This window comes from Sphingobium sp. PNB, from assembly GCF_019873065.1.
In the GTDB taxonomy this organism is placed as follows: Bacteria; Pseudomonadota; Alphaproteobacteria; order Sphingomonadales; family Sphingomonadaceae; genus Sphingobium; species Sphingobium fuliginis.
The window spans coordinates 1-2,562 of the sequence record NZ_JAINEZ010000191.1 but is presented as its reverse complement, the minus strand read 5'-3'; the positions used below and the strand labels follow the sequence as shown (position 1 = coordinate 2,562).

Genomic DNA, 2,562 nt, shown 5'->3' with positions numbered 1-2,562 from the left:
TGTGGAGCGGCGTGCAAAATTGACCCCCTTAGCGGGGTGATCGGCGTCTAAAATTGACCCCCATCATTCCAGAGTGTGAGGCGTCGCGGCTTGGACTTCCATGCGGCGAGGATGGGGATGTTGATTGTGGAGACTATTGCCAAGATTCGCAGGGAGCACAGGGAAGGTAAGCCGATCAAAGAGATCGCGCGTGATTTACGGTTGTCGCGCAACACGGTGCGCAAGGCGATCCGTGCGCCGGAGGCGGATTTCAGCTACGAACGCAAGGAGCAGCCTCGACCGCAGACCGGGCCATTTCGCGAACGGCTGGACGAGTTGTTGGTGCAGAACGAGGAACGGCCCCGGCGTGATCGGCTACGGCTGACACGGATACATGATCTTCTGGAGCGTGAGGGTTTCACCGGCTCCTACGATGCGGTTCGGCGCTATGCAGCACGCTGGAAGCGCGAACGCCGGACCGACGGTGGCGATATGAGCAAGGTGTTCATCCCGCTCATGTTCCGGCCGGGCGAGGCCTATCAGTTCGACTGGAGCCACGAGGACGTGGAGATCGCCGGCAAGCCGATGCGGGTGAAGGTGGCTCATATGCGGTTGTGTTGGTCGCGGGCGCCGTATGTGCGGGCCTATCCGCGCGAGACCCAGGAGATGCTCTTTGACGCGCATGCCCGGGGCTTTGCCTTTTTTGGCGGGGTGCCGACGCGCGGCATTTACGACAACATGAAGACCGCGGTGACGAGCGTGTTCACCGGCAAGGAGCGGGTGTTCAACCGGCGCTTCCTGATCATGACGGATCATTATGGCGTCGAGCCTGTGGCTTGCAGCCCGGCGGCAGGCTGGGAGAAGGGACAGGTCGAGAACCAGGTCCAGACCAGCCGGGAGCGGCTGTTCAAGCCCCGGTTGCGCTTTGCCAGCCTCGAAGAGCTGAACGCCTGGCTGGAGGCCGAGTGCCGACGGTGGGCCGAGCGTTATGCCCCTCCAGATCTGGAAGACATGACCATTGCGCAGGCGCTGGAGATGGAACGATCCTCGCTGCAGTCATTGGCCACGCCCTTTGACGGCTTCTTCGAGAGCGAACATGTGGCGAGCGCAACCTGCCTGGTGAGCTTCGATCGCAACCGATACTCGGTCATGGCGAGTGCGGCCCGGGAGGCGGTGCAACTGCGCGCCTATGCCGACAGGATCGTTATCCGTTGTGCAGGCCAAGCGGTTGCCGAGCATGCTCGCGTGTTCGGCCGCAACCAGACGGCGTTCAACCCTTGGCATTATCTGCCGGTCCTGATCCGCAAGCCAGGAGCATTGCGCAACGGCGCTCCCTTCCAGGACTGGGATCTTCCGCCGGCCCTGGCCCAACTGCGCCGCAAGCTGGGTAAAAGCGATGATGCAGACCGACGCTTTGTCCGGGTGCTGGCAGCAGTGCCCGAAGATGGGCTGGAGGCGGTCGAAGCTGCCGTGCGCGAAGCTATGATGGCGGGTACGGCCAATGACGAAGTGATCCTCAACATCCTGTCGCGCCGACGCGAACCCCAACCCACCCAGGCCATCAGCGTCCTGGTCGATCTGAAGCTCAAGCATCCGCCCATCGCCGACTGCGCGCGTTATGACATGGTGCGAGGCCTCGATGCAGCGGCATGAGATGTTGGCAGCCCTGAAGGGGCTGGGCCTAAAGGGCATGATCGCCGCGTTCGACGATGCCGTTACCAACGGCGTCCGTCGTGACCGGACCGCCATGGAGATGCTGGGTGACCTGCTCCGCGCTGAAGGCGCGCATCGAGAAGCCGCTTCGATCCGATACCGCATGACTGCGGCCAGGCTGCCGGCCATCAAGGATCTCGACGGCTTTGTGTTCGCCGACACGCCGATCAACGAAAGCCTGGTGCGTTCGCTCCATGCCGGTTCCTTCCTGCCGGAAAGGCGCAATATCGTGCTGGTTGGTGGCACCGGCACCGGCAAGACACATCTCGCGCTTGCCATCGCCGCTGCCGTGGTTCGTGCCGGGTCCAGAGGACGGTTCTTCAATACTGTCGACCTGGTCAATCGCCTGGAGGAGGAAACCCGCCAGGCCAAGGCTGGCAACCTGGCCGCCCAGATGGCCCGCCTGGACGTCGTGGTGCTGGACGAACTCGGGTATCTGCCGTTCGCCCGTTCAGGAGGGCAGATGCTGTTCCATCTGATCAGCAAACTCTACGAAAAGACCTCGGTGATCATCACCACCAATCTCGCCTTCGGCGAATGGCCCAGCGTCTTCCAGGATGCCAAAATGACGACGGCGCTGCTGGACCGCGTCACGCACCATTGCGACATCATCGAGACCGGCAACGACAGCTGGCGGTTCAAAAACCGAAGCTGAGACGGCAAAAACCCCTTCCCCCGGACCCCCATCCCCGGCGGTTACCCCGGTGGGTCCACAGGTACCTCCCGCGGACGCCGCCGCCAGCGCTCCTGACGGCGCGCGGCGGCGTCCGCGGGTCCCTCCTATGGACTACCGGGATAACCGCCGACACTCACGAAAAGGGGGTCAATGTTGGGCGCCGATAAGGGGTCAACTTTGCGCGCCGGTTGACA

The 2,562-nt window shown here is 63.0% G+C and carries 2 protein-coding genes; both read left to right on the top strand.

The annotated features are described in order from the left end of the window. Positions 1-117 precede the first annotated feature (117 nt). Complete coding sequence (gene istA, locus K7W03_RS27170) at positions 118-1,632, top strand: IS21 family transposase (protein ID WP_222888066.1); 1,515 nt, start codon at positions 118-120, stop codon at positions 1,630-1,632. Further along, the gene (istB, locus tag K7W03_RS27165; protein WP_176595381.1) at positions 1,619-2,347 is read left to right on the top strand and encodes an IS21-like element helper ATPase IstB; all 729 of its coding nucleotides are present in this window, start codon (positions 1,619-1,621) and stop codon (positions 2,345-2,347) included. Before istA ends, istB begins: the two co-directional genes overlap by 14 nt. Positions 2,348-2,562 lie beyond the last annotated feature (215 nt).